Here is a 21,856-nt window from a genome sequence, read left to right on the forward strand (position 1 = left end):
CCCGCCGCGGCGGGGCGAGAGGGCCGGGAAGCGGGGCGAGTGACCCCGTTCGGCGTCACCGCGCGTCGCCATCCATTAGCATCGGGTTTGCCTGTGGTACGTGCGACGGGGGGAGCCGGGCATGCGGATCCGTATCGAAAGCGACGGGGACGAGCGGTCCCTGACGGACCTTCGGGAATGGCTCGGCCAGGACCCCAAGGCCCGGTCCCTGGACGTGACCCCGGTCAGCGGCGACGGCCCCACCATGAGCGTGCTCCACGCCCTCGACGTCGCCCTCGGTCACGGCCTCGACATCGGCAACTTCGCCGTCGCCTACGCCAGTTGGCGTCTGTCACGCGGCACCGCCCACCGGGGCGCACGCAGACTGACGTACGGCGCGACGACCGTCGACATCGGCCACCTCAGTCCGAAGGAACTGGCGGAGCTGCTGCGCCGCCTGGAGAACGAGGACGCGGACTCCGCCACGCCCACGTCATGACCGCACCGGGAACGGGGCGTTCCCGCGCGGTGCTGTTCGGCGTCCACGAGTTCGACAGCTTCGGCGAGCTCGCGGGCGTCGAGCACAACATCCCCGCACTGCTGCCCCAGCTGACCGACCCCGACACCGGGCTGCTCACCGAGGCGGACTGCGTGGTCCCCGCCGCCGACAGCCGGGCCCACGACGTCCTCGACGCCGTGGCCGACGCCTGCCGTGAGGCCACCGACCTCCTGCTCGTCTACTACGCGGGACACGGGCACCTCGACGGCGACCGGCTCCTCTTGGCCACCAGGACGGCGAGTCTCGACCGGCCGTACCACTTCATCGAGTACACGGACGTCCGTGACCTGGTGGCCAAGTCCAAGGCCCGGCACAAGGTCGTGATCGTCGACTGCTGCCACAGCGGCGGCGCCCTGCGCATGGGCGGCGGACAGGCCCAGGACATCCCCGACGCCAGCGTCCTCTTCGAGGGCGGCTGCGTGCTCACCTCGGCCGCGGCCACCGAACAGTCCCTGTGCCGGGAGGACGGCAGCGTCTTCACCCTGGCGCTCGTCCGCCTGATGAAGGAGGGGCTGCGCGGCCCCCTCGGCGGCGGCCGCCGCCGAGGCGAGGAACAGCGCTACCTCGAAGTGGCCGACCTCTGCGAGCGGATCAAGGAGGACCTCGAGGGCGAGGAGGTGAACGGCTGGCCCGTGCCGCAACCCCGCCTGGCCACCCTGGACGCCGGCAGCCACATCCCGCTGGCGCTCAACCGGGCGTTCACCGGCGAGAGCGCCCCGCCCGCCGCCGCGCCGGACCGGCCCGCCGCCGACCCCGACGACCCGATGTCGACGGTGGTCGGGCAGGAGCGATTCGTCGAAGGGCTCAGCGAGTTCCGCCAGAACCTCACCCCGGAACACCTGCCGTTCGTCTCCCCCGGCGAGGACCACCCGGCCGAGCCCCACCGGCTCTTCGCCCGTCTGAAGGCCAACGACGAGCGGGGAGTGCTGCTGGTCGGCGCGGCCGGCACCGGAAAGACCCGGACCGGCCTGGAAGTCGGCCGGATCGCCCTGGCCGAGGGCTGGCGGGTGCTCCACGTCCGTCCGGGCCGCGAGTCGTCCATCACCGGGCAGATCACCAGGCACGTGCTCGCCGACGACCGCCCGGTCCTGGTGGTCCTCGACTACATCAACGAGTACCTCGACGACGACGACCACGACGCGCGCCTGGACCTGACGGCGCTGCGCCACCGCCTCCTGGCCGAGGCCCGGCGCAGGAAGATCCGGGTCGCGTTCCTCGCCTCGGCCCGCCCCGGCTGGCTGGACAAGGTCGCCGACCGGATCCCGCTGGACGACCTGTTCGACGAGGTCGAGCTGCGCCAGGACGGCGACTTCCACCAGCTCATCGCCGACCAGATCCTGGACCGGCTGGCCCGCAAGGCGGTCACCCGCCTCGGCATGGACCAGATGCGGCAGATCTGCGGTCACCGCCGGCCCATCATCACGCTGCTGATCGCCAAGGAACTGGAACGGCAGGCCGACGCCGGATGGCTGTCCCCCGACATGGCCCGGCTGCGCGTGGAGGGCGACCTCGCACGCTGGCTGCGCAACCGGCTGAAGGAGGACGACCTCGCCGTCCGCCGCAGCGACGACGACGAGGACCGCCGGCCCGTCGTCTCCGACCGCCTGGTGGCCGCGGCCGCAGCGGCCGCCGCCTGCCCGCAGGAACACGCCGAGGTCGTCGCCGCGGCCACCGCCGCCCTGGCCGGCCGCAGCTCGCACGCCGAGCGCGTCGTGGACACCCTGATCGACCTCGGCTGGCTGGAGTACGAAGGGGACGGCGACGTCCTCGCCACCGCCCACGACGTGGTGTGCGACCAGCTCGTCGAGTCCGTCGTCCTGCCCGCCGGCAGCCGCCGCCCCGACCGCGAACGCACCCGGGCCCTGCTCGCCGGCTGCCTCACCAGCCCGCGCACCGTCGGCCGGTACGCGACCAACCTCGCCCGCCTGATGAACGACCTGGCCCCGGCGCGCGCCACCGCGGTGGCCGCCGTCCTCGACGCGTGGTTCACGGACAGCGCGCCGGCCATCGGCGAGGTCATGCGCCAGGACGCCGACGTCGGCTCCTACGCCCTGGGCGCCCTCTGCACCGCCGAGCCCTGGTCGGGGGCCGCCGTGCGCAACTGGCAGGAGATCGTGGGCCCCTGGCTGGAGGAGTTCGGCGACGAGGTCGACGCCCGGCACGTCCTGCACCGCGGGCTGCGCCACCTGCCGGCCGACGCCGTCCTGCTGCTCGTGCCCTCGGCGGTGCGCTGGCTCGCCGTCCACGGCGGGCGGCGCGAGGCGAGCTTCGTCCTCGCCCCGCTGCTCGGCCGTACCGACATACCGCCCGAGGAGCAGAAACCGGCGCTGCGCAACGCGATGGGCTGGCTGCACCGCCACGGCGAACTGCTCGACGCCCACTTCGTGCTGCGCGGGCTCGTCGACCGCGACGACCTGACCGGCCACCAGGTCCGCCAGGTCGTCGCCGCCACCCTGCGCTGGACGCAGCAGGACGTCTCCCTGCGCCAGGTCGCCCACGTCGTGTCCCCGCTGCTCGCCCGCGACGACCTCACCGGCGACGAACCGCGCCGCCTGGTCGCGCTCGCCCTCGCCTGGCTGCGGCACCGCCGCACCGCCGCGCAGCCGCGCAGGGGACTGCGCAACAAGGTCCTGCGCGCGCTGCTCGAACGCGACGACCTCACCGACTACGAGCTGCGCCACGCCGGCTCCCGTGCCCTGGCCTGGCTCACCGACTACGCCACTGAGCCGTCGGCCACCTACGTCCTGCATCCGCTGCTCGCCCAGCCCGCCCTGCCCACGAGCCAGCTGCGCCGCGCGGTCGCCTTCGCCCTCCAGTGGCTCGACGAGCACGGCGGCACCTCCGACGCCGACTTCCTGCTGCGCCCCCTCGTCGGCTGCGACAGGCTGACGGAGGACGAGACCCGGCGCGCCGTCGCCTTCGCCCTCCAGTGGCTCACCGAGCACGTCGCCACCGCGGACGCCGACTTCCTGCTGCGCACCGTGCTCGGCAGTCACGGCCTGAACCAGGAGGAGAGCCGGCGGGCCGCGCACCTCGCCCACCAGTGGCTGGCCGAGCACGCCACCGAGGAGCGCGCCACCTACGTCCTCGCCCACCTGCTGGCCCGCCCCGACCTCACCGACGTCGACGCGCAGCGGGGCATCGCGTCGGCCACGGCCTGGCTGGAGCGCCACGGCCTCAGCGACGAGGCGAACTTCGTCTTCAAGGCCCTCCTGGACCGGCACGACATCCCCCCGTACGAGGCGCGCCGCGCCAACGAGGCCGCCGTGGCGTGGCTGCGTCCCCGCACCCGCCTGCTGGACACCAGCTTCACCCTCAGCAAGCTGCTCGCCCGGCCCGACCTCACCGAGGAGCAGGCCGAGCAGGCCGTCACGGCGGCGACGACATGGCTCAGCCACCACGGCGGCACGGACGTGGCCGACTTCGTGCTGCGCGCCCTGCTCTCCCGGCCCGGCCTCACCGGCAGCCCGGCGCGGTACGCCAACGACTGCGCGAGCCGGTGGCTGCGGCGTTACGGCACCGGCCGGCACGCCGGCTACATCCTCGGCGCGCTGCTCTCCCGCCGCGACCTCACCCCGGAGCAGGCCCGGGAGACGGTGACCACGGCCCTGGCCTGGCTCGCCGAGTACTGCAGGGTGCCGGAGGCCGAGCAGGTCCTGGCGCAGCTCGTCGCCCGCACCGACCTGCTGCCCGGCCAGCGCGAGCAGGCGGACACGTTCACCGCCCAGCGCGGCGAACAGGACGCCGACACCTACCTCGAGGCCCGGGCCCTCTCGCGCCGGCTCATCAGCCGGGACGGCATGGTGGACGAGCAGGCCCGGCAGGATCTCGCCGACTCCCTGGCCTGGCTGCAGCTCAACGACGAACGCCCCGAGGCCATCCACGTCCTGCGGGCGATGTTCAACCACCACCGGCTCACCGAGGAACAGCTCCACCCCGCCCTCGCCTCCGCGACGACCTGGCTGTCCTGCCACCCCACCGAGCCCGACGCCTCCTACCTCCTGCAACGGCTGCTGAGCCTGCAGACGCCCACCGACGACGAACTCGACGCCGTGTGCGGGCACGCCCTGACCTGGGTCGGCCACCACCTCGGCAGCACCCAGGTCACCTTCACCCTGGGCGCGCTGCTCGGCAACAAGCGGATCGGCCGCGCGCGGCTCGACCAGGGCATCGCCGCGGCCGCCAAGTGGCTGGAACGGCATGTGGGCAGCGCCGGCGCGCGCTTCATCCTGGACGGGCTGCTCGCCCGCCAGGAGATCACCGGGGAGCGCGCCCGGGCCGTGGTCGGCTTCACCGGCCACTGGCTGGCCCGCCACATCTCCCTGCGCGAGGCGCGGTTCGTCGTCGCACCGCTGCTGGCCCGCACCGACCTGGTGGCGGCGGAGACGCGCTCGGCGTTCGAGCGGGCCACGCGCTGGCTGGACCAGTACGGCACCCTGCACGAGGCCCGGCACGTCCTGGTCCCGCTGAACGCGCACCGCCGGCTGCTGCCGGAGGAGATCGACGAGGCCTTCGCCCGCTCGGTCACCTGGACCACGCGCCACGGCACGCCGGTCAACGTCCACATGGTGCTGGCGCCCCTGCTGGACCGCGGCGACCTGCGCCCCGAGCAGTTGCGGACCATGGCCGGGCATGTGCTGGAGTGGCTGTCCCGCTCCACCGACACGGAGTCCTGGCGGGTGCTCAACCTGCTGATCGGCCGCCACGACCTGGAGCCCGACCAGGCGCACGCGGTGCTCTCCCTGGCCGCGGCGGGCATCCAGGCGGACCCCACCCGCTACGACGTCAGTTTCCTGCTGGAGCCGTATCTGCGCCGCCCCGACCTGACGGCCCCGCAGCGGGCGGTGGCGGTGGACTGCGCGCTGGTGTGGCTGGAGCACCACATGCCGGTGTGGCGGGCCCGTTTCGTGCTGCAGGCCCTGCTCACGCTGCCCGACCTCACCCCGGACCAGAGCCGTCGGACCGTCGACTGGTCCCTGACCTGGCTGGACCAGCACACCGACGGGACAGAGGCCGGGTTCCAGGCCGCGTGCGCCGACCCCGTCCTCGACCGGCTGCTGGCCCGCAGGGACCTGACCGAGGACGACATCCGCCGCGCCCGGGACTGCCGCCCGGGCGCGGAACCGGCGCCCGCACCCGCGTCGTGAAGGCGTGGTGAACCCTGCGGGGCGGTGCACGAGTGGGGGGGACCACGACGAAGGGGGGCAGCCCCCGAGCGGCTGCCCCCCATGTCCTCGATGCCGGCGCTAGGGGGTGTCTCGTCGATCAGGCCGGATCAGGGAGCGGCGTCTGGTGCCGTGCATCGCAAGGCGGAGGAGGGAGTCGATGCGGAGCATCGGGGACCGACGACAACGCGGCGAGGTGCGGTGCCAGACGCCGCGAGCCCGGCGTGATCGACGAGACACCCCCTAGTTCTTCAGCGCCGCCTTCATCATGGCCTTGGCGACCGGCGCGGCCAGGCCGTTGCCGCTGACCTCCGAGCGGGCCGCGTCGGACTGCTCGACCATGACCGCCACCGCGACCTCCTTGTCGCCGGCCTTGGCGTAGGAGGTGAACCAGGCGTACGGCGTCTTGCTGTTGTTCTCGCCGTGCTGCGCGGTACCGGTCTTGCCGCCGACGGTCGCGCCGGAGATCCGGGCGTTGGTGCCCGTGCCCTCCTCGACGACCGTCTGCATCGCCGACTGCAACTGCTCGGCGGTGTGCGAGTCGACGATCTCCTTGCTGTCCGAGCCGTCGTCGTAGTTCTGCAGCACGTCGCCGCCGCTGTCGGTGACCCGTGACACCATGTGCGGCGAGACCAGCTTGCCGCCGTTGGCGATCGCCGCCGACACCATCGCCATCTGCAGCGGCGTCGCCGTCACGTCGAACTGGCCGATGCCGGTCAGCGCCGTCTGCGCCTTGTCCATGTCCTTGGGGTACACGCTGGGGTACGCGCGCACCGGCACGTCCTGCTGCTCGTCGTTGAAGCCGAACTTCTCGGCCATCGCCCGCACCTTGTCCTGGCCGAGGTCCACGGCCATCTTGGCGAAGACGTTGTTGCAGGAGTACTGCAGCGCGACCCGGATCGAGGCGTTCTCGCAGGGCGCCGACGGGTTCTCGTTGCTCAGGTCCCGGGTCGTGCCCGGCAGCCGGTACGGGTCCGGGCTGACGGTGCGCTGGTCCACCGAGGAGTACAGCCCGTCCTCCAGCGCGGCCGCGGCCACCACCAGCTTGAACGTGGAGCCCGGCGGCAGCGGCTGGCGCAGCCCCCGGTTGTTCAGCGGCTTGTCCGGGTCGGCGTTCAGCTCCTTCCACGCCTTGCCCGCCGTGTTGGCGTCGGTGAGCGCGGCCGGGTCGTACGACGGCGTCGAGACGACGGCCAGGATCCGGCCCGTCTTCGGGTCGAGGGCGACCGCCCCGCCCTTGTTGTCGCCGAGCGCCTTGTACGCCGCCTTCTGCACGTCCGGGTCGATCGTCGTGAGCACGTTGCCCGGGTCGGCCCGCTTGCCGGTGACCGTGTCCATCACCGTGCGCAGCCGCGGGTCCGTGCCGTTGAGCAGCTCCTGGTAGATGCCCTCCAGCTGGGTCGGCGCGTACGCCTGCGAGGCGTAGCCCGTCACCGACGCGTACAGCCTCCCGTCCGTGTAGGTGCGCTTGTACTCCAGGTCACCGCCCGACGTGCGCGTCGAGCCGGTGACGGAACGCCCGGCCACGATGATGTTGCCGAGCGGCTCCGCGTACGTCTGGATCGCGTTGCGCCGGTTGTCCTTGTCGTCCGCGAGCGCCTTGCCGTCGTAGAACTGCACCCAGGTCGCCCGCACCAGCAGGGCGAGCACCAGGAGCAGCGCGAAGACCGATGCGCGCCTGATCGTCTTGTTCATCCCGATCAGAAGACGAGCGGGAGGGCGTCGATCGTTCCCTCGGCCCGGGTTTTCTCATCGTCCGCTCAGGAAGCCCGCCTCGTACGCCGCGATCACCGCCTGGGTGCGGTCGCGGGTCCCGGTCTTGGCCAGCACCGACGCCACGTGCGTCTTCACGGTCGCGGGGCCGACGCCCATGCGGCGGGCGATCTCGGCGTTGGTCAGCCCGGCCGCCATCAGCCGCAGCGCCTCGCGCTCGCGGTCCGTGAGCCGCGTCACCCAGGCCGGCGGCGCGGCCCGGGCCTCGGCGTGCGCGGCCGCGAGCGCCCGTACCGCCGAGGGGAACAGCAGGGTGTCGCTGTGCGCGACCAGCCGTACCGCCTGCACGAGGGTGTCGGCGTCCGCCCGCTTCAGCAGGAACCCGGCCGCACCGGCCCGCAGCGCGTCGTAGACGTAGGAGTCGTTCTCGAAGGTCGTCACCACGACGATCCGCGGCGGGCCGGGCACCGTGGCGAGGATCCGCTCGGTGGCGCGGATGCCGTCCACCTCCGGCATGCGCACGTCCATCAGCACCACGTCGGGCCGGACCTCCCGGACGACGGCCACGGCCTCCGCGCCGGTCGCCGCCTCCCCGACCACCTCCAGGTCCTCCTCCGCGGACAGGATGGCGTGCAGCGCGGTGCGGACCATGCGCTCGTCGTCGGCGAGGACGATCCGGATCGGCTCACGGCTCATGGGGATCCCTTCGGCGGGAACGTCGGGAAGGCGGGAAGGCGGGAAGGCGGGAACGGGAGAGGCGCGGAACGGCGGGAAGGCAGGAACGGAAGGGTCGCGGAACCGCGGTGACGGCGGGAACGGAAGGGGCGGCAAGGCGGGCTGGAGAGGGGGGTCGGCGGGCGCCGGCCGCACCGTTCGGCGGAGGTCACGCGGAGCCCCTCGTCGGCAGACGGACGTGCAGCCGCCACCCCCCGTCGGCCCGGCCGGCCTCGGCGGTGCCGCCCAGCAGCCGGGCCCGGTCGGCGATGCCGCGCAGCCCGTGACCGCCGCCGGGCCGGGCGGCCGGAACCGGGGCGCCGTCGAGGGGGTTGGTGACGGTGATCTCCAGGTGCGCCCCGCCCGAGGCGATCCGTACGGCCACCGGGGTCCCGGCACCGGCGTGCCGGAGCGCGTTGCTCAGTCCCTCCTGCACGATCCGGTACGCCTCCCGGGAGACCAGGTCGGGCAGCGCGGCCGGGTCGACCCGGATGTCGGCCCGCACGCGCAGCCCGCCCGCTCCGGTACGGCGCAGCAGCCCGTCGAGGTCGGCGGCCAGGGTGGGCGCGGGGGCCGTGCCGGGGGCGTCGCCGGCGCGCAGCACCCCGAGGACGGCGTCCAGCTCGCCGACGGTGCGCCGGGTGGTGTCCTCGATCGCGGCGAGCGCCTCGCGCACGAACTCCGGGTCGCTGTCCAGGACCCGCCGCGCCGCGCTCGCCTGCAGGGTGACCGCGCTGAGGGCGTGGCCGACGGAGTCGTGCAGCTCGCGGGCGAGCCGGTTGCGCACGGCGAGGTCGGCGGCGCGCGCCTCGGCGGCCGCCAGCCGGTCGCCCGGCGTCGGACCGAGCAGCGCGGGCGCCCACCGGGCGAGGAGCGCCCCGCAGCCGGCCGCGCAGCCGGCGAGCGCGAGCAGCATGGCCAGCCCGGCCACCGGGGCGAGTGCCGGCCCCCAGCCGTGGGTGAGGACGCCGGGCAGTCCGAGCCCGGTGCCGAACAGCCCCGCGCACAGCGGCAGCACGATCAGCACGACCGCGAACGGCGGCACCGCCAGCGACATCCCCGAGACGATCCCGCCGAGCCCGAGATGCAGCACGAACCACGCCGCCGTCCGGCCGCGCGCGGCCCGGTCACGGGCGGGGTCGGGGGAGAGGGCGTCCGGATCCACACCGCACAGCGCACGCGCCGCGCCCGCCTCCAGCGGCCGGGTCATCGGGAACACGGCGGCGGTGAGCGCGGCCAGCGGCAACCCCAGGGCGAAGGAGAGCAGTTGGAGCCGCAGGTCGCCGAAGAGGTACCGCGAGTCCAGTGCCGGCCCGACGACGACCTGCCCCACGAAGACGTACGGCATGGCGAGCGCGCCGCCGAGGATCAGATGGATCCACCGCCGCCGAGCCCGCCGTCCGAACAGCCCCCGCACCCCGCCTCTCACCCGCCCGACCCCCTGCCCGCCCCACCCGCCGGCGAGGCCGGGACGGAACCCGCCGCAGAGCCCGGGCGCCCGGTCGCCGCCGTGGCGGCGGATCCCGTGGCCGCCGACGTCTCCGCGGCCGCGGCGGCCGGCCCGGCGGCCACCGCGGAGGGCACCGTCGCAGGGAAGGACGCCGTCGCCGTACCGGCCTGCCCGGCGGCCGGCGCCTCAGGACGTGCCGCCGCTCCTGCTCTCCACCCCGTGGCCACTGCACCCGCCCTGTCGTCGGCCTCGCCGGTGCCGCGCGTCGCGCTCACCGTCCCACGACCGTCGGCGTCCTCCGTCCCCAAGGCGCCGGCACCCTCCGTACCCGGAGCGCCGGGGCTCTCCGCCGCCCATTCCGGCGCCGCGCGTTCCGTGAGGAAGTGGGCGCCGGCGGTGGCGGTCAGGAGGCCGACGATCATGTGAGCAGCGTAGGTGAGGTCCATCAGGGGTGTGGGCCGGTCGGCGATGTTCTCCACGGCGGTCACCGACGCCGTCGCGAGCCAGCCGCCCCAGCAGGCCGTCGCCGCGGAGCCCACCCAGGCCAGCGCGAGCGGCACCGCGACGGGCAGCGCGCGGCCGCGCCGGAAGGCCGTCAGCGTGCCGCCCGCGACGGCCGCCGCGAGGAAGACGACGTACAGGGCCTCCATGACGTGAAAGGAGGCATCCCGGCCGGCGGCGCGTCCGGGGCTCAGCCCGGCGGTGGCGCCGGACAGCCAGAGCAGGTGCGCGGCGAGCGGCAGCAGCGCGAACAGGGCGGCCGTGCCGGCGGTCAGCCGCTGGGCCGCGCCCAGCACTCCCTCCGGCAACTCGCCCACCCGGCCCCGCCACAACCGGCCCCAGCGGTCACGGGCGTACCGCACGAACAGCGCGCCCAGGCACAGGCCCTGCACGATGAACCCGGTGTAGACGACGGCGAACACCCAGTCCGCGAGGAAGGGCGCGCCGGAGGATGCCGTGTGCTTCTCGCCGCGCAGCGCCGAGACCAGCAGTTCCAGCGGGAACCCGGCCATGATCGGGGCGAGCAGCCCCGTGGCGACCCACGCCGGGACGGCGAGCAGCCAGGCCGGCACCCGCCGCCCCCACGGCCGGGTCAGCAGCAACGCCAGCACGATCACCGCGCTGTCCATGAGCACGGTGACGGCGTTGGCCACGATCATGGTCGTCCGGTGCTCCAGCAGGGTGCTGCCGGCCGGGATACCGGCACGGCTCCCGGCGATCCAGGCGGCCTTGAGGGCGAGATACGGCACGCAGGCGGCGATCGTGACGGCCCGCAGCACACGGCCGGGCCGGTCGGGGACGGCGGCGCGCACCGCCGACGGGGAAGGCGAGGGGTTCATGCGCCCACGCTCCCGCGCACGGCCCGCCCGGGGCGTCCTGCCCGGCGACGATCCGCCTCCACCGCACGGGGGAGGGCCACCGCCGCACGGGGGAGGGCCACCGTCGCACGGGGGAGACCGATGCCCACCGCACCGACGCAAATGCGCGCCGGCCGCTCAGCCCGGAAGCCGGAGCACGACCTCCTCGATGTCCTCGCCGCGCGCCTGGGCGAAGTCCGTGGCCCGGGCCGTCTCGCGGAAGCCGCACGTGCCGAGCACCCGCAGCGACCCGGCGTTGTCGGCCGCCGCCCGCGCGTACAGCGGGCGTTCGGGCACCTCGGCGAGCAGGGCCCGCAGCGCGGCGGTGGCGATGCCCTGCCCCCAGTACGCGCGGTCCACCCAGTAGGTCACCTCGCGCTCACCCGGCTCGCCGTACACCGCGGCCGAACCCACCACGTCACCGTCGGCGAGGATCGTGCGCAGCACGGCGGTCGACGCCCTCATCCGCCGCCAGCGCTCGTCGAAGGCGTCCCGGTCGGCCGGGTCCTTCGGCGTGAAGGCGGCCATCCACAGCGCCTCCGGATCGTTCATCTGCCGGAAGAACACGGGCAGATCGCTGTCGTGGACCTCACGCAGTACGACATCCATGCCGCAGAGCCTACGGCGATCTCCGTCTCAGAGCCTGCGGGTGGCCAGCGTGAGCCGGTCGCGCGCGTCGAACAGCGCGTCCTTGACCAGCTGTTCGTGCGCGGGCGTGAGCCGGGCGACCGGAACCGAACAGCTGATCGCGTCGCGGGCCGGGGTGCGGTAGGGGATGGACACGCCGAAGCAGCGCAGCCCGAGCGTGTTCTCCTCACGGTCCACGGCGAACCCCTGCTCGCGGACCTGGTGCAGCTCCTCGATGAGCTTCTCGCGGTCCGTGATGGTGTTCTCGGTCAGCGCGGGCAGCGTCTCCGGAAGCAGCTTGCGGACCTGCTCGTCGGAGTACGTGGCGAGGATCGCCTTGCCCAGCGACGTCGAGTGGGCGGGCAGCCGCCGGCCGACCCGGGTGAAGGGCCGCAGATAGTGCTGGGACTGCCGGGTGGCCAGGTAGACCACGTTGGTGCCGTCCAGGCGGGCCAGGTGGATGGTCTCGGTGGTGTCGTCGGAGAGCCGGTCCAGCGTCGGCCGGGCCGCCGCGACCACCTCGTCGCCGTCGATGTAGGACGTGCCGACCAGCAGTGCCCGCACCCCGATGCCGTACCGGGTGCCGGTGGCGTCGGTCTCGACCCAGCCCAGGTCCACGAGCGTGCGCAGCAGCATGTAGAGGCTGGACTTGGGATATCCGACGGCCTCCTGCACCGACGCGAGGGAGTGCATGCCGGGGCGCGCCGCGAAGTACTCCAGCAGCTCCACCGTCCGTACCGCCGACTTGACCTGCGCCCCGCCGCCCGTCTCGCCTGCCGACATCGCCCTTGACCCCTTCGTTCGACGGGAAATAGTCTCCGATCGTTCATCATCAGAGACAGTGTTCAGTATATCGAACGCCTGCGAGGGCGGCGGCATACTGGGAGGGATCCACGGTGGCAGCAGCACCAGTCTGGAGTGTCGACCCCCGAACCGGGAAGCAGCGGGAGCAGGTTGCGGTCGAGGCCACAGCCCAGGAGGTGGACGCCGCCGTCCGCGCCGCGCACGACGCCCGCGGCTCGCTCGCCGACCGCACCGTCCGCGCCGCGTTCCTGCGCTCCGCCGCCGACCGGCTGGAGGCCGCGAAGGGCCAGCTCGTCGAGGTCGCCGACGCCGAGACCGCGCTCGGCCCGGTCCGCCTCAGCGGCGAACTCGCCCGCACCTGCTACCAGCTGCGCGCCTTCGCGGACATCGTCGACGAGGGCGCCTTCCTCGACGTCGTGATCAACCACCCCGACGACACGGCCACCCCGCCGATCCCCGACCTGCGCCGCTACAAGATCCCGCTCGGCGTCGTCGCCGTCTACTCCGCCTCCAACTTCCCCTTCGCCTTCTCCGTGCCCGGCGGCGACACCGCGAGCGCGCTCGCCGCGGGCTGCCCGGTCGTCGTCAAGGCCCACCCCGACCACCCGGCCCTGTCCGAGTCGGTCGCGAAGGTGCTGCGCACGGCCGCCGCGGATCACGGCATCCCCGCGGGCGTGCTCGGTCTCGTCCACGGCTTCGAGGCCGGCGTCGAACTGATCAAGCACCCGCTGGTCTCCGCGGCGGGCTTCACCGGCTCCGTGCGCGGCGGCCGGGCCCTCTTCGACGCGGCCGCCGCCCGCCCCGTGCCGATCCCCTTCCACGGCGAACTCGGCTCCCTCAACCCGGTCGTGGTGACCGAGGCCGCCGCCGCCGAGCGCGCGGAGGCCATCGGCACCGGGCTCGCCGGGTCGATGACCCTCGGCGTCGGCCAGTTCTGCGTCAAGCCGGGCCTGGTCCTGGTACCGGCCGGCGCCGCGGGCGACCAGCTGGTCAAGACCCTGACCGACGCCGTCAGCGACACCGAGGCCGGGGTCCTGCTCGACCACCGGATGCGGGACAACTTCGTCGCCGGGGTCGCGGAGCGCCTCCGCCTGGACGACGTGGACGCGCCCGTGACGCCGGGGGCCGGCGGGGAGCACACCGTCAGCGCCGGCTTCCTCACGGTGCCGGCGAGCCGGCTGGCCGAGGAGGGGGCGTACGACCTGCTCCTGGAGGAGTGCTTCGGGCCGGTCACCGTGGTCGCGCGCTACGAGGACGAGGCCGAGGTGCGCGGCGTGCTGTCCCGGCTGCCGGGCAATCTGACCGCGACGGTCCAGCTGTCCTCCGCCGAGGCCGCCGGGGAGGGACGCGGGGCGGAGATCCTCGCGGAGCTCACGCCGCTGGCGGGGCGCGTGCTGGTCAACGGCTGGCCGACGGGTGTGGCCGTCGCGGCGGCGCAGCACCATGGGGGGCCGTATCCGGCGACGACGTCCACGTCGACGTCTGTGGGCGGGACGGCGATCGAGCGGTGGCTGCGGCCGGTGGTCTACCAGGGCGCGCCCGAGGCGCTGCTCCCTGCGGAACTCCGCGACGACAACCCCCTGAACCTCCCCCGCCGCTACAACGGCCGCCTGCAACGCTGAACGCCGTGGGGTCGCGCACCCGGCGGTACGTGGCGCCCGACGCCGGGCTGAACGCCGTGGGGCGCGCGGCCCGGCGGTGCGGGGTGCCTCCCCCAAGCTCTTCGAGCAGGGGGTACCCCCAGCGCCCACCCGTGCCGCCCCAGCGGCACGACTGCCCGCAGCTACGTGGGATGGGACGCGCTACCGCAACCGGCCACCGGACCCGCGCAGGCCGCCGCAGGCATACAAGGGGCGCGGGGAACTGCGCGAGCAACCACGACGAGACCCGCGCAGGGAAGCCACGAGCAACCACGCACCCACCCTCCCGCGCCCGGGAATGAAGCCCGCTCCTTGAACGTTCACGTACCGGACATACCCCCGCCCGGCCCCTTGGAGTGAGTGACCCGTGACCCTTCGCGTCGAGATCTGGAGCGACATCGCCTGCCCGTGGTGCTACGTCGGCAAGGCCCGCTTCGAGAAGGCGCTCGCGGCCTTCCCCCACCGTGACCAGGTGGAGGTCGTGCACCGCTCCTTCGAGCTGGACCCCGGCCGGGCCAAGGACGACATCCAGCCCGTCCTCACCATGCTCACCAAGAAGTACGGCATGACCGAGGCCCAGGCCCAGGCCGGCGAGGACAACCTCGGCGCCCAGGCCGCCGCCGAGGGCCTCGCGTACCGCACCCACGGCCGCGACCACGGCAGCACCTTCGACATGCACCGCCTGCTGCACTTCGCCAAGGCCGAGGGCAAGCAGGACGCCCTCCTCGACCTGCTCTACCGGGCGAACTTCGCCGAGGAGCGTTCCGTCTTCAACGACGACGACCGCCTGCTCGACCTGGCCGTGGCCGCCGGCCTCGACAAGGACGCCGCCCGCGAGGTCCTCACCGACCCCGACGCCTACGCCGACGCCGTCCGCGAGGACGAACGCGAGGCCGCCCAGCTCGGTGCCCGCGGCGTGCCGTTCTTCGTGCTCGACCGCACCTACGGCGTCTCCGGCGCCCAGCCCGCCGAGGTCTTCACCCAGGCGCTCACCCAGGCCTGGGGCGACCGCTCCCCGCTGACCCTGCTCGACGACGGTGGCGCCGAGGCCTGCGGCCCGGACGGATGCGCGGTGCCGCAGCACGGCTGACCCGCGCGAAACGCCAGGTCACCGCACATCCATAAGCAACCCTTGGCGGTACCGCGCAAAAAATCGCAATGGACGGGGAGTTCCCCGGGCCGCACAGTGGTCCCATGGAGACCTTCGAGAGCCTCGTCCGCGCCGAGTTCGCCCCGGAGAACACCTACCTGAACACCGCGAGCAACGGCCTGCTCCCGGCCCGCACCGTGGCCGCCCTGCACCGGGCGATCACCCTGCGGGCCGAGGGCAGGCCGCTCGGCTCCCTGTACGAGGACGTGGAGGCGGTCCGCGCGTCCTTCGCCCGGCTGACCGGCGTCGGCGTCGACCGGGTGGCGACCGGCGCCTCGGTCGCCGAGTACGGCGCCCTGATCGCGGCCTCGCTGCCCGCCGGGGCCGAAGTCCTCACCAGCGAGGCCGACTTCTCCTCCCTCGTGAACCCCTTCCACATGCGCCCGGACCTCACCGTGCGCGCCGTCCCGCTGGAGCGGCTCGCCGAGTCGGTCGGGTCCGCGACCGCGCTGGTCGCGGTCAGCGCCGCCCAGTCCGCGGACGGCCGCCTCGCCGACCTGCCCGCCGTGCGCGCGGCGGCCCACGCCCACGGCGCCCGCGTCTACGTCGACGCCTCCCAGTCGGCCGGCTGGCTGCCCGTGGACCCGGAGCACTACGACTTCCTCGCCGCCGTCGGCTTCAAGTGGCTCATGGGCCCGCACGGCGCCACGTTCTTCGTCGCCCCGGACGCGACGCGGGAGTTCGGCGGGCTGACCCCGCTCCTGGCCGGCTGGTCCGCCGGTGAGCGGCCGTGGGACAGCTGCTACGGCCCGGTCACCGAACTCGCCCACGCCGTGCGCCGGTTCGACGTCAGCCCGGCCCTGTTCAGCTACGCCGGTCTGCGCACCTCGCTCGAACTGCTGGAGGAGCTGGGCGTGGAGGCCGTCCACGCGCACGACGTGGCGCTCGCGGACCGGTTCCGCAAGGGCCTCGGCTCCCTCGGGCACGAGCCGGTCCCGGCACCGGGCTCCGCGATCGTGTCCGTGCCCGGACTCGGCCACCGCCAGGGCGAGTTGAGCGAGGCGGGCATCGAGGTCTCCGACCGCGCGGGCAACCTGCGCGCCGCGTTCCACCTCTACAACACGACCGCCGACGTGGACCGCCTGCTGGACGTCCTGTCCGCCTGACCACGCACCGGACCGGACGCACCCGCACCCGCCCCCGCCCCACACACATGACCGGGCCGGAGCCCCCCGTCCCACACGAGGAGGCCCCGGCCCGGTGGTCACCCGTCGCTTCCGCTCCCGCAGAGCGACGGCAGCGCGTGTCACCTCACCGGCGTGAAGTCCCGCGCCCCGATGAACTCCGGCCGCCGTACGGGCGCCGCGAACGGCTCCACGGCCGTGTTCTCCACACTGTTGAACACGATGAAGACGTTGCTGCGCGGGTACGGCGTGATGTTGTCGCCGGAGCCGTGCATGGCGTTGCAGTCGAACCAGGTCGCCGAGCCCGGCTTGCCGGTGAACAGCCGGATGCCGTACTCGCTCGCCAGCGCGGTGAGCGCCTCGTCGGACGGCGTGCCCGCGTCCTGCATCTGCAGCGACTTCTTGTAGTTGTCCTTCGGCGTCTCGCCCGCGCAGCCGAGGAACGTCTTGTGCGACCCCGGCATGATCATCAGACCGCCGTTGGTGTCGAAGTTCTCGGTCAGCGCGATCGACACGGACACCGTCCGCATCCGCGGCAGCCCGTCCTCCGCGTGCCAGGTCTCGAAGTCGGAGTGCCAGTAGAAGCCGCTGGCGCCGAAACCGGGCTTGACGTTGATCCGGGACTGGTGGACGTAGACGTCCGAGCCGAGGATCTGCCGGGCGCGGCCGACGACCCGCTCGTCGCGCACCAGCTTGGCGAACACCTCGCTGATCTTGTGCACTTCGAAGACGGAGCGGATCTCCTTGGACTTGGGCTCCACGATGGAGCGCTCGTCCTCACGGATCGCGGGGTCGGTGACCAGCCGGTCCAGTTCCCGCTTGTACTCGGCGACCTCGTCGGGGCGGATGAGCTGATCGACGGCGATGAAGCCGTCGCGCTCGAAGGCGCCGAGGTCGGCCGGCTCGAACGGGCCGGGGGCGTCCGGGGCGCCCCAGACGACCGGGTCCTGCCGGGGCACCGTCACCTCGGTGGTGCCGCGGGTGGGGTACAGGTCCGTGACGGTGGCCGGGTTGGTGGTCGTGGTGGCCGTCATGCGGTTCACACCTCCTCGGGTTCGGTGAGCAGCGGGTAGACGCCGTTCTCGTCGTGGTCCTCGCGCCCGGTCACGGGCGGGTTGAACACGCAGATGCAGTGGAAGTCCTCCTTGACCTTGAGCGTGTGCCGCTCGTGGCCGTCGAGGAGGTACATGGTGCCGGGCGTGATCGTGTACGTCTTCCCGGTCTCGTGGTCGGTGAGCTCCGCCTCGCCCCGCGTGCAGACCACGGCCTCGATGTGGTTGGCGTACCACATCGACGTCTCGGTGCCGGCGTAGAGGATCGTCTCGTGCAGCGAGAAGCCGACCCGCTCCTTGGCGAGCACGATGCGTTTGCTCTCCCAGGTGCCGGACGCGGCCTTCACATGACGGTCGGTGCCCTCGATCTCCTTGAACGAACGGACGATCACGGTGGTGCGATGCCTCCTAGGTCGGGGTGTTTCAGGCGGTCGGTGCGGTTGGTACGGCCGTACGCCGGGGGTCAGGCGGTCTCGCGGACGGCCCGGGCCAAAGTCTTGAGACCCTCGTCCAGCTCGTCCGGGGTGATGGTCAGCGCCGGGAGCAGCTTGACGACCTCGGACTCGGGGCCGGAGGTCTCCACCAGCAGCCCCAGCTCGAAGGCGCGGTGCGCGACCCGCCCGGCCCGGGCCTTGTCGTGGAACTCCAGGCCCCACACCAGACCGCGGCCGCGGTACTCCTTGACGTCGGCCAGGTTCTCCTCGGTGATGGCGATCAGCCACTGCTCGACCTGCTCGCCGCGGGTGCGGGTCTGCTTCTCCATGGCGGAGCCGTCGGCCCAGTAGGTCTCCAGCGCGGCGGTGGCGGTGACGAACGCCGGGTTGTTGCCGCGGAAGGTGCCGTTGTGCTCGCCCGGCTCCCACACGTCCAGCTCGGGCTTGAACAGGCACAGCGACATCGGCAGGCCGTAGCCGCTGATGGACTTCGACACCGTGACGATGTCGGGCGTGATCCCGGCCTCCTCGAAGGAGAAGAAGGCACCGGTGCGGCCGCAGCCCATCTGGATGTCGTCGACGATCAGCAGCATGTCCTGGCGCTCGCACAGCTCCTTGAGCGCGCGCAGCCACTCGGGCCGGGCCACGTTGATGCCGCCCTCGCCCTGCACGGTCTCCACGATCACCGCGGCGGGCTTGTTCAGGCCGGAGCCCTGGTCCTCCAGCAGCCGCTCGAACCACAGGAAGTCCGGGACGGTGCCGTCGAAGTAGTTGTCGAACGGCATCGGCGTGCCGTGCACCAGCGGGATGCCGGCGCCGGCCCGCTTGAAGGCGTTGCCGGTCACCGCGAGCGAGCCCAGCGACATGCCGTGGAAGGCGTTGGTGAACGACACGATCGCCTCGCGGCCCTTGACCTTGCGGGCCAGCTTCAGCGCGGCCTCGACGGCGTTGGTGCCCGTCGGCCCCGGGAACATGACCTTGTACGGCAGGTCACGGGGGCGCAGCACCAGGTCCTGGAAGGTCTGCAGGAACGACCGCTTGGCCGTGGTGGACATGTCCAGGCCGTGGGTGACGCCGTCGCGCATCAGGTAGTCGATCAGCGCCCGTTTCAGTACGGGGTTGTTGTGGCCGTAGTTGAGTGACCCGGCGCCGGCGAAGAAGTCCAGGTACGCGTGGCCGTCCTCGTCGTACATGCGGCTGCCCTGCGCGCGGTCGAAGACGGTGGGCCAGCCGCGGCAGTAGCTGCGCACCTCGGACTCCAGGGTCTCGAAGACGCTCAGGTCGGGCTGGGTGATGGTCACGACGAATCGCTCCTCAGTGCGAAGGGAGGGTCAAGGGGCCGATGCGGTACAGGACTTCGGGGTCGTGCGGGCCGTCCGGGAACAGTCCGGTGTCGAACAGGACCTCCCGTTCGACACGCGCGCCGTGCCGGTCGGCGAACGAGGTGAACAGCCGCTCGGAGGCGGTGTTGCCGGGGGTGATCGTGGTCTCGACGTCGGTGATCCCGCGCTCGGCGCCGAGCCGGGCGGTCAGAGCGTCGAGCAGCGTGGCGGCGAGACCCTTGCCGCGGTACGCGGCGTCGACGGCCACCTGCCAGACGAGCAGGGTGTGCGGCCGCTCGGGCCGCACGTACCCGGTGACGAACCCGACCGGCTCCCCGTCCTCCCGGCGCACCACCGCGGAGGTGTCGGCGAAGTCCCGGCACCACAGCAGGTAGCTGTAGGACGAGTTCAGGTCGAGGGCTTCGGAGTCGCGGGCGATTCGCCACAGGGCGGCTCCGTCGGCCACCGACGGGCGGTCTATGAGCAGGTCTGCTGGTGCGGCAGTCATGCGGATTGAATTTACCGAGCGAAATAGAAAAATGCATGGGGGGTCGGGCTTTCCTGCGGGCGCGTTCTGTGTTATCGCGCGGGCGTGTGCAGGTACGCGACCCCTCGGAGGAATGCCCGGTTTTGACCGGGAGAAGAACGGCAAAACGGGCGTGATGTGGAACGCGTCACACCCGTGTAACCCACGCGAGATCCGCCCGAATTACCCCGCTCGGCGTTCGCAAAATCTTCGCGTTTAGGCTCGTGAGAAGCGGGCAGAAGAGGGTGGGAAGCTACCCACGAGAATATGCTGGAAATAAGGGAATGAATTCCCGGAATAGTTGTGCGCCATTAATTCAGGCGCCGGTCGCGCCGTCGATGCGCTCGCGCAGGATGTCCGCGTGGCCGTTGTGCCGGGCGTACTCCTCGATCATGTGGATCAGCACCCAGCGCAGCGAGACCTCCACGCCCGTCATCGGCCCGTCGACGATCCGCCCGGTCGCCTCCAGCGGGCGTCCGGCGCACAGCTCCTGCCCGCGCGCCACCTCCCGGCGCCAGATCACCAGCACCTCGTCCAGCCCGCGGTCGGGGTCGAGGTCGTAGCCGCTCTCCTCGCCGAAGACCGGCGGCACGTCCAGGCCGGCGAACACCCGCTGGAACCAGTTGCGCTCCACCTCCGCCAGGTGCTGCACCAGCCCCAGCAGCGTCAGCGAGGACGGCTCGGCCGCGGCCCGCCGCACCTGCCGGTCCTCCAGCCCCGCGCACTTCAGCTCCAGCGTCGCCCGGTGGAACGCGAGCCAGCTCTCCAGCATGGGCCGCTCCTCACCGGTCAGCAGCGGCACGGGACGACCGTCGGGCAGGGTCTGAGGCGCATCGGTGGTCATGTCCCGAGCATCCCACGCACCCCCGGCACCTTCGCGTCTCCACGTCGGCGCGCCACCATGCCGGCCCGCCCCAGCGACCGGCATGGCCCCCTGTCCCGCCGTCCCGTCAGTGCCAGGCCTCGTCCACCGCTCGCAGCATCGCCGGTACGTCGGTGGTCAGGCCCTTCTCGGTGAGGGCCGCGCCGAGCGCCGTGAGGGAGCCGCGTACCGCGCCGGGGGTGGCGTCCGCGCCGTAGTGGTTGACCCGGATCATCTCCTTGGCCAGCGCGCCCCCGCCCGCGGCCAGCGGCAGCGCCGGGTCGCTCGCCAGGGCCCGGGCGACCAACTCGGCGGCGTCCACCCCGGACGGGGCCCGCAGCGTGGTGGCCACCGGCGCCGCCTCCGCCGCCTCGTACACATACGGCTCCAGGCCGCCCCCCAGCGCCGCCGCACCCGCGCGCGTGGCCGCGGCGGCGCGGGCGTGCCGCGCCATCACGGTCTCCAGCCCGTCGGCCTCGATACGGTCCAGGCAGGCCTCCAGCGCCAGCATCTCCAGCTGGGCCGGCGCGTGCAGCAGCGCCTTGCGGCCGCCGTCGATCCAGCGCTCCTTCCAGTCCAGGAGGGAGAGGTAGGAGCGGCGCGGCGCGCCCGGGTTGGCGGCCATCCGCGCCCACGCCCGCTCGCTCACCGACACCGCCGACACACCGGCCGGTCCGCCCATCGCCTTCTGCGCGCCGATCACGCACAGGTCGACGCCCCACGCGTCCACGAGCACCGGCTCGGCGCCGACGGAGGCCACCGCGTCCAGGTAGAGCAGCGCGCCGTGCTCCCGCACCACGGGGCCGATCTCGGCGACCGGATTGGTGTTGCCGGTCGCCGCCTCGGCGTGCACCAGCGACACGAAGTCGATCTCCGGGTGCTCGGCGAGGGCCTGGCGGATCTGCTCGGCGCTCACCGCGGTGTGGAACGGCACGGACAGGTCGATCACGCTCGCCCCGCAGTCCCGCAGCCAGTTGCCGAAGGTCTGCCCGTACGGCCCCGTGATCACGTTCAGCGCGGTCGTGCCGGGCCCGGCGGCCGCGCGGATCGCGCCCTCCAGCGGCAGCAGCGCCTCGCCCTGCATGATCAGGACGTCCTGTCCGGTGGAGAGCAGCCGGGCCACCCGGTCCTCGATGGAGGCGAAGCGGGCGGCGCTCAGCGGGGCGAGGTCCAGGAAGGGGTGGGTCACGGGGGTGCTCTCTTCACTTCACGGGGTACGGCCATGTCGAGGGTAACCGTCCCCTCCTCGGCGCCTTCCCCCACGGCGCCCCGGGCGGGCCGGCCCCCTTGCCGGGCGCGTCTTTCCAAGGTGAGATCGCCTCGTAACCATCGGTTTGATTTGAGAGGCTCAAACCTCTCCTTATAATCGGAACTCTT

General features: G+C 73.1%; 16 protein-coding genes and 1 pseudogene. 5 read left to right on the top strand and 12 right to left on the bottom strand.

What is annotated here, in order from left to right; genetic code table 11:
* Positions 1 to 121: 121 nt before the first annotated feature.
* Positions 122 to 478, top strand: coding sequence for a hypothetical protein (locus ACF1AL_RS11860; RefSeq protein WP_391825868.1), 357 nt, complete (start codon positions 122 to 124; stop codon positions 476 to 478).
* Positions 475 to 5,685, top strand: a complete 5,211-nt coding sequence (locus ACF1AL_RS11865) for a caspase family protein (protein ID WP_391825869.1) — start codon at positions 475 to 477, stop codon at positions 5,683 to 5,685. Before ACF1AL_RS11860 ends, ACF1AL_RS11865 begins: the two co-directional genes overlap by 4 nt.
* A 261-nt stretch (positions 5,686 to 5,946) precedes the next feature.
* Here the strand turns inward: ACF1AL_RS11865 and ACF1AL_RS11870 are convergent, their stop codons facing one another.
* From ACF1AL_RS11870 to ACF1AL_RS11895, 6 genes and pseudogenes are all read right to left on the bottom strand, one after another.
* The gene (locus ACF1AL_RS11870) at positions 5,947 to 7,398 is read right to left on the bottom strand and encodes a peptidoglycan D,D-transpeptidase FtsI family protein (protein ID WP_391825870.1); all 1,452 of its coding nucleotides are present in this window, start codon (positions 7,396 to 7,398) and stop codon (positions 5,947 to 5,949) included.
* Positions 7,399 to 7,452: 54 nt separating this feature from the next.
* Entirely contained in the window at positions 7,453 to 8,112 is a 660-nt protein-coding gene (locus tag ACF1AL_RS11875) for a response regulator (RefSeq protein WP_391778697.1), read from the bottom strand.
* Between the two features lie 187 nt (positions 8,113 to 8,299).
* The gene (locus tag ACF1AL_RS11880; RefSeq protein ID WP_391821618.1) at positions 8,300 to 9,547 is read right to left on the bottom strand and encodes a sensor histidine kinase; all 1,248 of its coding nucleotides are present in this window, start codon (positions 9,545 to 9,547) and stop codon (positions 8,300 to 8,302) included.
* A 395-nt stretch (positions 9,548 to 9,942) separates the two neighbouring features.
* Positions 9,943 to 10,920 (bottom strand): annotated as a pseudogene (locus tag ACF1AL_RS11885) (hypothetical protein); the annotation flags it as partial.
* A 156-nt stretch (positions 10,921 to 11,076) separates the two neighbouring features.
* Positions 11,077 to 11,547: a GNAT family N-acetyltransferase gene (locus ACF1AL_RS11890; protein WP_366842206.1), complete on the bottom strand. Its 471-nt coding sequence runs from the start codon at positions 11,545 to 11,547 to the stop codon at positions 11,077 to 11,079.
* Between the two features lie 27 nt (positions 11,548 to 11,574).
* Positions 11,575 to 12,348 (bottom strand): IclR family transcriptional regulator, encoded by a 774-nt coding sequence (locus ACF1AL_RS11895; RefSeq protein ID WP_366842207.1) that lies wholly within the window; start codon positions 12,346 to 12,348, stop codon positions 11,575 to 11,577.
* Between the two features lie 113 nt (positions 12,349 to 12,461).
* Between ACF1AL_RS11895 and ACF1AL_RS11900 the strand changes: the two genes are divergently transcribed.
* The 3 genes from ACF1AL_RS11900 to ACF1AL_RS11910 all read left to right on the top strand — a co-directional run bounded on the left by ACF1AL_RS11900 (position 12,462) and on the right by ACF1AL_RS11910 (position 16,265).
* Complete coding sequence (locus ACF1AL_RS11900) at positions 12,462 to 13,991, top strand: aldehyde dehydrogenase (NADP(+)) (RefSeq protein WP_391778695.1); 1,530 nt, start codon at positions 12,462 to 12,464, stop codon at positions 13,989 to 13,991.
* 385 nt (positions 13,992 to 14,376) lie between these two features.
* The gene (locus ACF1AL_RS11905; protein WP_366840481.1) at positions 14,377 to 15,099 is read left to right on the top strand and encodes a DsbA family oxidoreductase; all 723 of its coding nucleotides are present in this window, start codon (positions 14,377 to 14,379) and stop codon (positions 15,097 to 15,099) included.
* Positions 15,100 to 15,203: 104 nt separating this feature from the next.
* Complete coding sequence (locus ACF1AL_RS11910) at positions 15,204 to 16,265, top strand: aminotransferase class V-fold PLP-dependent enzyme (RefSeq protein WP_391821620.1); 1,062 nt, start codon at positions 15,204 to 15,206, stop codon at positions 16,263 to 16,265.
* A 140-nt stretch (positions 16,266 to 16,405) separates the two neighbouring features.
* On the opposite strand, the gene thpD is transcribed toward ACF1AL_RS11910, so the two are convergent.
* From thpD to ACF1AL_RS11940, 6 genes are all read right to left on the bottom strand, one after another.
* Positions 16,406 to 17,317: an ectoine hydroxylase gene (gene thpD, locus ACF1AL_RS11915; protein ID WP_366840483.1), complete on the bottom strand. Its 912-nt coding sequence runs from the start codon at positions 17,315 to 17,317 to the stop codon at positions 16,406 to 16,408.
* Between the two features lie 5 nt (positions 17,318 to 17,322).
* The gene (locus ACF1AL_RS11920; RefSeq protein WP_366840484.1) at positions 17,323 to 17,727 is read right to left on the bottom strand and encodes an ectoine synthase; all 405 of its coding nucleotides are present in this window, start codon (positions 17,725 to 17,727) and stop codon (positions 17,323 to 17,325) included.
* Positions 17,728 to 17,798: 71 nt separating this feature from the next.
* A complete protein-coding gene (ectB, locus tag ACF1AL_RS11925; RefSeq protein ID WP_391660513.1) occupies positions 17,799 to 19,070 on the bottom strand; it encodes a diaminobutyrate--2-oxoglutarate transaminase in 1,272 nt (423 codons plus the stop codon).
* A gap of 13 nt (positions 19,071 to 19,083) precedes the next feature.
* Positions 19,084 to 19,599, bottom strand: a complete 516-nt coding sequence (gene ectA, locus ACF1AL_RS11930) for a diaminobutyrate acetyltransferase (RefSeq protein WP_391825871.1) — start codon at positions 19,597 to 19,599, stop codon at positions 19,084 to 19,086.
* Between the two features lie 334 nt (positions 19,600 to 19,933).
* Positions 19,934 to 20,461 (bottom strand): DinB family protein, encoded by a 528-nt coding sequence (locus ACF1AL_RS11935; RefSeq protein WP_391706267.1) that lies wholly within the window; start codon positions 20,459 to 20,461, stop codon positions 19,934 to 19,936.
* Between the two features lie 106 nt (positions 20,462 to 20,567).
* Positions 20,568 to 21,668, bottom strand: coding sequence for an aminotransferase class V-fold PLP-dependent enzyme (locus ACF1AL_RS11940; RefSeq protein WP_366840488.1), 1,101 nt, complete (start codon positions 21,666 to 21,668; stop codon positions 20,568 to 20,570).
* Positions 21,669 to 21,856 lie beyond the last annotated feature (188 nt).

Origin of the sequence: Streptomyces sp. NPDC014801 (genome assembly GCF_043082085.1) — a bacterium.
Lineage (GTDB): Bacteria > Actinomycetota > Actinomycetes > Streptomycetales > Streptomycetaceae > Streptomyces.

Coding starts and splice junctions, on each gene's coding strand:
- ACF1AL_RS11860 (WP_391825868.1), top strand. CDS start 122: ATGCGGATCCGTATCGAAAGCGACGGGGACGAGCGGTCCCTGACGGAC.
- ACF1AL_RS11865 (WP_391825869.1), top strand. CDS start 475: ATGACCGCACCGGGAACGGGGCGTTCCCGCGCGGTGCTGTTCGGCGTC.
- ACF1AL_RS11870 (WP_391825870.1), bottom strand. CDS start 7,398: ATGAACAAGACGATCAGGCGCGCATCGGTCTTCGCGCTGCTCCTGGTG.
- ACF1AL_RS11875 (WP_391778697.1), bottom strand. CDS start 8,112: ATGAGCCGTGAGCCGATCCGGATCGTCCTCGCCGACGACGAGCGCATG.
- ACF1AL_RS11890 (WP_366842206.1), bottom strand. CDS start 11,547: ATGGATGTCGTACTGCGTGAGGTCCACGACAGCGATCTGCCCGTGTTC.
- ACF1AL_RS11895 (WP_366842207.1), bottom strand. CDS start 12,348: ATGTCGGCAGGCGAGACGGGCGGCGGGGCGCAGGTCAAGTCGGCGGTA.
- ACF1AL_RS11910 (WP_391821620.1), top strand. CDS start 15,204: ATGGAGACCTTCGAGAGCCTCGTCCGCGCCGAGTTCGCCCCGGAGAAC.
- thpD (WP_366840483.1), bottom strand. CDS start 17,317: ATGACGGCCACCACGACCACCAACCCGGCCACCGTCACGGACCTGTAC.
- ectA (WP_391825871.1), bottom strand. CDS start 19,599: ATGACTGCCGCACCAGCAGACCTGCTCATAGACCGCCCGTCGGTGGCC.
- ACF1AL_RS11935 (WP_391706267.1), bottom strand. CDS start 20,461: ATGACCACCGATGCGCCTCAGACCCTGCCCGACGGTCGTCCCGTGCCG.